At 61.9% G+C, this 7323-nt stretch carries 6 protein-coding genes and 1 tRNA gene; 3 read left to right on the top strand and 4 right to left on the bottom strand.

The window, feature by feature from the left end; all coding sequences use genetic code 11:
* Together ABEL04_RS14730 and dapB are read right to left on the bottom strand one after the other, a co-directional pair.
* Positions 1–153 (bottom strand): dihydrodipicolinate synthase family protein (locus tag ABEL04_RS14730; protein WP_375803158.1); only part of this gene is annotated, 153 nt, incomplete at its 3' end.
* 69 nt (positions 154–222) lie between these two features.
* Positions 223–963 (bottom strand): 4-hydroxy-tetrahydrodipicolinate reductase, encoded by a 741-nt coding sequence (gene dapB, locus ABEL04_RS14725; RefSeq protein ID WP_375803157.1) that lies wholly within the window; start codon positions 961–963, stop codon positions 223–225.
* A gap of 201 nt (positions 964–1164) precedes the next feature.
* Between dapB and ABEL04_RS14720 the strand changes: the two genes are divergently transcribed.
* Positions 1165–1240: transfer RNA gene (locus tag ABEL04_RS14720), tRNA-Ala, on the top strand.
* A 503-nt stretch (positions 1241–1743) separates the two neighbouring features.
* Here the strand turns inward: ABEL04_RS14720 and ABEL04_RS14715 are convergent.
* Positions 1744–2109, bottom strand: a complete 366-nt coding sequence (locus ABEL04_RS14715) for a hypothetical protein (protein WP_375803156.1) — start codon at positions 2107–2109, stop codon at positions 1744–1746.
* Between the two features lie 564 nt (positions 2110–2673).
* Between ABEL04_RS14715 and ABEL04_RS14710 the strand changes: the two genes are divergently transcribed.
* Positions 2674–3063: a response regulator gene (locus ABEL04_RS14710; protein WP_375803155.1), complete on the top strand. Its 390-nt coding sequence runs from the start codon at positions 2674–2676 to the stop codon at positions 3061–3063.
* Positions 3064–3547: 484 nt separating this feature from the next.
* Here the strand turns inward: ABEL04_RS14710 and ABEL04_RS14705 are convergent, their stop codons facing one another.
* Positions 3548–4582, bottom strand: coding sequence for an NAD(P)/FAD-dependent oxidoreductase (locus ABEL04_RS14705; protein ID WP_375803154.1), 1035 nt, complete (start codon positions 4580–4582; stop codon positions 3548–3550).
* 1000 nt (positions 4583–5582) lie between these two features.
* On the opposite strand from ABEL04_RS14705, the gene ABEL04_RS14700 reads away from it, so the two are divergent.
* On the top strand, positions 5583–5984 hold the full coding sequence (locus ABEL04_RS14700; RefSeq protein ID WP_375803153.1) for a hypothetical protein: 402 nt from the start codon (positions 5583–5585) through the stop codon (positions 5982–5984).
* Positions 5985–7323: the final 1339 nt, after the last annotated feature.

Below are 7323 nucleotides of genomic sequence, written 5' to 3'. Positions count from 1 at the left end.
CCCGGTTGTGCCCAGCACGACGAGGGCCGAGACCCCGCCGTCGATTTGAATATCGATGAGGTCCCGGAGGGCCTCCTCGTCGATCGTGTCCTCGGACGTGAAGGGAGTCACGAGGGCTGGGGCAACGCCGCGAAAGAGCAGGTCGTGAGCCATGGAGAGGGTGTACAGTTTGGGTTGGGAAAGGACGCGAGAGGGGAGTCAGTGATGGCCTGAGCGGAGAACTCAGGCGTCGAGCCAGTCGTCTAGCACATCATCCAGCGTAAAGAGCCCCGTCCGTCCCGTCAACCACACGGCCGCCCGAAGGGCACCGACCGCAAACCCCCGCCGGCTTTTGGCCTGGTGACGGAGGGAGAAGCGATCGAACGGGCTGTCGAACCCCACCGTGTGCTCGCCAAATACGGTGCCGGCGCGGGTCGACGTGACGTGTACGGCCGCCGGGTCGATGCGCTGGTGCTGGGCCTCGGGCTCGACGTGGTCCTTGCGCTCGAGCCCCGCCACGATCTGTTCCCCAAGCATCTGGGCCGTCCCGCTCGGGCTGTCGACCTTCTGCGTGTGGTGCATCTCGCGGACAAACGCGTCGTAGTCCTCGAGTTCGTCCATGAGCTGCGTCACCTGATCCAGGGCTCGGGACATTACTGCCACGCCGACCGAAAAATTGGGGGCGTATAGCACACTGCCGTCGTGGGTGCGCACGAGCGTCCGAACGTCGTCGAGGGCGTCGTACCAGCCGGTTGTCCCTACCACCACCGGCAGGTTCCACGCACAGCATTGCTGAAGATGAGGCACTGCCAGCGACGGAAGGGAAAAATCGACGGCTACGTCTACGTCTTCGAGGGCCGCGCGCTTCGCGTCCAGAAAGGGACGATTCGAATTGAAGCGGGCAGCCACATCGTGGCCCCGGTCCGTAGCCGTGGTGGCCACGGTTTGTCCCATCTGTCCGGTGCCGATGAGAGCAAGATTCATGGGAAGGGAGGAGGGTCTTCGAGAATGTGGTGACTGCCTCTTTACGAAGCGTCCAGGCTTCTTGTTAACTGCACGGCTGTCAAATTTTTGTTCCGGGCGGCACCGCGGACAAATTTTGTGAAACAAACCGTGACCATGCCCGCACCGGAACGCAAAGAAATGCCGAAGGTAAAGAGTATTGCTAAAACTGATGCCCCGCAAGGGGCCATAGCTCAGTCGGTAGAGCGCTTGCATGGCATGCAAGAGGTCCCGGGTTCGAATCCCGGTGGCTCCACCATTTTGATGTCCTGGGCCGTGCCCCCCTCCCCGCCCCGCGGTCCAGGACATCTTTTTTGTTTGGAGAGGACGCCTGAGGACTGTGAGGTGCTCGTGTCCCCTCTGCCCGTCCACTAATCCCTGATCTACCTGCGATCCGTCCCCCCCGGCCAAACGCCCCGCGCATCCGGCGGGACGAACGAGGAGGTGGAAGACGCCAACCGGATGAAGTCCGCGTTTCTCGCCCACATGAGCGTCGAGATCCATACGCCACCGACCTCGATTCTGAGCTTCGCGGGAGCGATCGGCGAGTAGACCCAGGCCCTATGCGGGGAGGACGGCCACAGTGAGCCGGTCGATCGGAGGGCCTGAGCCGAGCAGATGGGCGGGCCCCTTAGGGTCGACACCGAGAGGGCGGAAGGAGCCAGTTTCCCGTTTGGCTTCCGACGGGCAGTTCAGAGGGCTCATGAGCTGGCTCCCCAGGCATTCGATGCTCAGAACGGCCCTCCAGTTCGGAAGCTGAGCTCAGTTCGAAGGAAGGTCGCCTTGGCTCATGCGTTGAAGCTCGCGAATGGCCGCGATCAGGGCGGTGCCGCCCAGCTCCTCCCAGGCAAGTAGAAACGCGAAAACCTCCTCTGGGGTCGGGGGAGTCTGGAGATCCGTGGATCCTGTGCCCTGCTCCTCTTCCAGCCGAGCTCGGGCCAGGGCAAGAGCCTCTTCGGCGAGCCTCTCGCCGTGGGCACGCGTCCAGACCGACCGAATCCAGTCAAGCGTCGACTGGCCTCTCCCGGCGGCGCGCTGGGCCTCCTCCAGGGCCCGCTGCATCCGGGCGGGGGTAATGTCGGCCGCCCGGAGCGTGCTTTTGATCCGCCGGGCTTTGTCCGGTGGCATCGGGGCATCGGGGTCGTGGCCGAGGTCGCGGAGAGCCCGTTCGACCCACGGAGAAAAGCGATCCGCGGTGTCTGGGCTTGCCTGACCGGAGATCCACTCTCGCAGATGGGAGCGGAGAGACGGGTTCGAAGCGACAGCAGGAAAAGTGCTTTGGAAATTCAGTGCTGTACAGATCAAAAAACCATACCATGTACCAAAAAAGACAGGGGGGTTGACGTTCCCTCATGTTCCTTCCGGGACGCACGGCAGGAGCGGGCGTCTTCCTGCAGCCTCCGAGAGAAGCCCCTGTGGCGTGGTAACTCAAGGCCCAGTATGGCCGTTTGAGGCCTCAGCCCAACGAACCCCAGGAGGCCTTCAATTGGACGGATCGATTGAGGTTGAGACCAGGGAGGGGGAAGCGCTTGCTTCACCGTCCGGTGCCCCCGAGCCGACACCGTCTGGGCGGCTGGTGGTGCTGAGAAGGTGGACGTCCTTCCCACCGCCGCCTGCCCCCTGGAGGGAACACTCGCGCTCTCCTCCATGTCATAGGCGAGATCCTTTTTCACTTTCCCGCGCGGCGTAGCCATGAGCGCCTCCGATTCCCCGAGCATCCTCTTTGTCGAAGACAACCCACAGGTGAGACTGCTCATCAGAGAACAGCTCCAGGAGACCTACGACCTTGTTCTTGCGTCCGATGCGGAAGAAGCGCTGAATGTCCTCGACAATGGGCCGTTCGATCTTTTCCTTCTGGACATCAAGCTGGGGCAGGGGAGAAGCGGAACGGAGCTTCTCCACCTTCTCCGCGACCTGGAGCCTACCAAGGGGGTCCCGGCCGTCGCGCTTACCACCTACGGGATGCCGGGAGACCGCGAGGCCCTGCTCGATGCCGGATTTGACGGGTACGTGAGCAAGCCGTTTACCGGGGCAGAGCTGTCCAACACGATCGACCAGACCCTTTCGGCCGGAAGGAATTGAAGCCGCAACGTCTCTGGCACCGCGGGGAGCGGCGTTCCCACCCAGATCTCCCGTCCGGGAGGAAGCAGCTGGCACGGGGAACGCAGAGAGACTCGATCGTACGTCGCCGCCGTACGATGCCATTTTGATCCCGTCGTCTTGGCTCAAAAATGAACCGAAGTCCGCAGACGGAAGGCGGTCGATTTTTCCGCAGGCCCCGAGCGTTCAACGCCTCTGACGCCGCAAGATTTGGCCTCTAGAACTTGCCTGGAAAGGGGCAGATCCTACCGGTTCTGCCGACATCTACCACTGAGGTCCGTACGAGACGGAGAGAATCGGCCGGCGAACTAAGGCAGGAATCGAGCAAGCCTATTCAGATCGGAGGAGACCACGGGGCCCGGCTCCTTTTTTCGTCTCGCCGACTCCCCAGCTTGTCCTCCGCCGCACGAGCAAATCTTCAGGCATACTCTGTGAAGCCGATTCTCCGGGAGTTCCGCCCCGCCGGTTATCCTTCGCCGAGAGAATCGGCCATGGTCTCGCCCGTCTTCAGACCGCTCCGGACCGCGGCGTGCAGTCGCGCTTCTCCGGCGACCCAGTCGCCCGCCACGTACACCCCCGCCTGGGCGGCATCTCGACGTGCGCTCCCCGAGACGCCGTCGTCCGGGAGCGCGTACCTCCATCCCTGATGGTCGGTCCAGTCGGGATTGGCGAGGCGCCGGTCGCCGACGATCTCCGCGGTCCGCCGCGCAAGGATGGCGACGTTCCGATCGGGGGCCGCGTCGTACCGTTCTGTCGACCAGTCAGAACTCGCCTGCACGACGAGGACCGATTCCTCGCCCGGTACGTGTCCGGGCTTGCGCTCCTCGCGTCCGATCCAGCCAACTTGGTGCTCCCCGTCGGCGTTGGCCAGTCCGTAATAGGGAGCGTCGAACTCGAACCCGTATCCGAGCACGGCTGTCCAGCCCGTCTGGTAACTGACCCCGCCCGCAGCGTTGCCGAGACGGTCCGCAGCCTCAACGCCCGTTTCTCGCAGGAGATCAGCGGTCTGGGGGGCCGGAGGATTTAGGAGGAGGGCGTCGAACGGTCCGTGTGCGACTCCGTCGTCGTCGGTGAGCCGCCAGCCTCCGTCGTGGTAAACATCAGCGATGCGCGTCTCACGCTCGACTTTTGCGCCTGTGGCCCCAAAGAGGTGCTTGGCAAGACGTGTGATCCCGTCCTCGTACGTCCATCGTCGCCCGCCGTCGGACCTCTCCGAGATGTTGCCGTCGGAGTCAAAGGTCCAGATCGGGCCCTGGACCTCGACGAGCCCGTCGTCGAACTCGCCCGCAATGAGGGTGCTGACGCGGCCACCGGTGTCCTTAAGGTAGTTTGCTCCGTAGTCGTAGACGATTCCGTCGCGTCTCCGTGCGGCGGCACGACCGCAGACGCCGCGTGACTTTTCAAAGACCGTGATCTCGGCCCCGGGGAGAGCATTGTCGATGACGTACGTTGCGGACGCGGCACCGGCGCCCGCGCCGACCACACCCAATCTGACTGCCATGTGTCTGTATTGGAACGGCGCCAATGATTTCGTGAGGGGAATACGAAAAAAGCCCACCCTTGCGGCAGACCTCAGTTTGGAGGTTGAACCGGGCAGGCTGGCTTCTTTTGACTGCTCGTCGTGTCCAGAATAAGAAAACCGTCCTCCGGGGCGTCAACCCCCCGGCCGTGACAGCACAGTAAAACCGTTCCGCCGATCCAGTGTCTTGGTAGGGCGACTCCGTCCGCCTACTGTTCAACGGGGTCGGGCGTCAGGCCGCGGGAGCCAGGAACAGCGGCCCGGTTTCCTGAGGCCAGTCGAGGTCGCCGGACCGGTGGGTCCCAGCCCGGTCCAGTATCGCCTGCGACACACCGGTCCAGTATCGCCTGCGACACATTAGCACGCGTTGTCTCGGCCTCAACCCCTCTTCCGACAGCAAGGTGTGCTCTCAGTACGCGTTGTGCTATATGTAAGAGTCATGTGTGCCCGCTTCCATCCGCCAGAAATGGTTACCTTCGTCGCTCCAGACGTGCTCTGGAGCCCATCCAGCCAGACGGGGAGGGCTCGGCGATCGTCAGATGGGCTCTGAGTCAAGCTCAGAGCGACGAAGTGGGCGTGTTTCTGATACGAAGCTTATTCGAGGGCACTGCACATACTTTGCACTATAGCACAGGCCGTTCTGAGTCGTCTCCGTTTCGGGGTGGACTCGTCGTTGGAGACGTGCATCTCAATCCTTGCTGGTGGACCAGGGGTGCCCTGCTCCTGTTCCCAGCTTTTCAGCCCGAAGCGCGCGCCATCTGGACGGAATCGTCGGGGGGGTCGGACAAGGCAAAGATTCCCAACTTACGGTAGCTGTTCCTGAGGCAGAGAGGGAGGTCCAGACGAGATTGCTCCTGAATTTGAGGCATGGTCATTGCTCGGGAGTGTATCGTTGTCCCGTTGGGGAAATCTTTGTCACCGACATCAAGAGTGGCGCCCGGCCTCCGATCCCTCGGGTTCTGGCAACACGCAACGACGAGCAATGTACTGGTTTAACTTCGCCGCAATTTTGGCCATCGGATGGGGAGTCGGTGTCCTGGCGTGGCTCCTCACCGGGCATCAGGCCACGTTCTACTTCGTGTCAAACGTGCCGAGAGCCCAGCGCCTGTGGCGGTCCAATGTCCTGACGAGCCGAATTCCTATCCTGAAGTATTTGACCGGTGGCCTTCTCCTGCTCGTACTGGGGGCTGTTCTGATGAAGCAGCTCTGGGGACTCTGGATTCGGCCGTTCGACATCGGACTAATCGTCGGAGGAGCGACCGGTGTGCTCAACTCCCTCATTGGTCCCCAAGACCGAAGCAAACAGGTCGACTTCCTCCTGGCAAACCGGCGATACGTAGACGACAGCAAGGTGGCCATCTCCACAGAGGACGAAATGTCCTGAGAGGTTTTCGGCTCTGCGAGTCCACGCCACCCTGGTCGTGAATCCGCTGTGCCTCTTGCACATGATGAGTCGTGTCCGCACGCCGGTCGTTAGTCTGGTAACAAACCCCTCGCTTTCATCCGGGGTCGGAGTAAGGTCCGGGTTGGCGGCTGCGCAATTTTCTTCCAGGGGAGGGGGCCTTTCCCGTTCCTAGTGGCGTGGAAGGGCCGGATGAACCGGGCTGTCCTGTGGGAAGTGTTCCGGAAAGTTAACACTTCGTGAAAGAGAGTCTGGGAATCGCTTCTTGGCCTCTCGCTTGCTCAGTTCCTGGGTGCGTGTCGGTGAGGAAACTTGGAGACACGCGCCATTTCTTTTAGCAACTCACTTCCGCTGACGCCCGGTCTCTGGTGGGGGCCGGGCGTTTTGTCTTGCGGGGTCTCCCTGGAGGTCGGCTTCGGGACCCCTGGAAGACCCCTCTCTGCTGGGCTCGAATGCTCTCCGGAATCTGTCCATCGATTAGCGTCGCGACTCCGCTCCTAATGGGCCATGAGGAACAGGACCCTCTACGACCGCTTCCCTCCGTTTCCTACAGCGTCCGCGTCTACGAAAGGGGAAAGAGCGTCTGGGAGGGTCTTTGCACTGCACACAACAACAAGAGCCTTCCTCGATTCGCGCTGAGAGCAGTTGTAGAGACGTTCCTCCCATGCAATAGATGTGTAGTATGTACCGACAGCCCAGTGGTCTTCTCTTTGTACTGTCGCTCGCGAGAAGTCCCCCCGTTCTTCCAGGAAGCGTTGGGCTCCCCTGTTCCGGACAGCCTCCGCATTCGCGGCGTCGTCGAGCCCCCGAACCGCCCCACGCGGCGTCAGGCCCTGAATTACGAATAGGCGTTCCGCACTTGAGGGCAGAACAGTTAGATCAGCAAGATACGCCCGGACGGCTTCCCGAATGATCGCAGTCTTCGATTCGTAGAAGCTGAGGGCCGTCTCGGTCTCCGACGTAGGGGAGGGGCTGTTACAACCCAGGAGGCGGCCGGTCCTCTGTCTCCCAGGCGAACCAGGCCGTCGCTTTTGCCAACATGTCCCGCTCCTGCTTCATCTGGCGGAGCGCCGTGCACAACTCGCGAAGTTCTTCCCGCTCGTCAGTGGAGAGTCCTTCTGCGCTCTCTCCGTCGTTTCGGTCAGCTTTCTTTATCCAGTTTCGAATGGTCTGCTCGGTCGACTGGCTCCTCGGCGAGTCCAGAGGGTGTTCGGCCGCTGCGAGCAAGTTCGACGATCCGGTTCCTGAATTCGTCGGGGTATGGTTGGCGAGTTTTAGGCCTGAAGGATCTCGGTCAGCGAGTAAAGTGAAGAAATGTCCA

The sequence above is a fragment of the Salinibacter sp. genome, assembly GCF_042218895.1.
In the GTDB taxonomy this organism is placed as follows: Bacteria; Bacteroidota; Rhodothermia; order Rhodothermales; family Salinibacteraceae; genus Salinibacter.
This window is presented reverse-complemented; position numbering and strand designations above follow the sequence as displayed.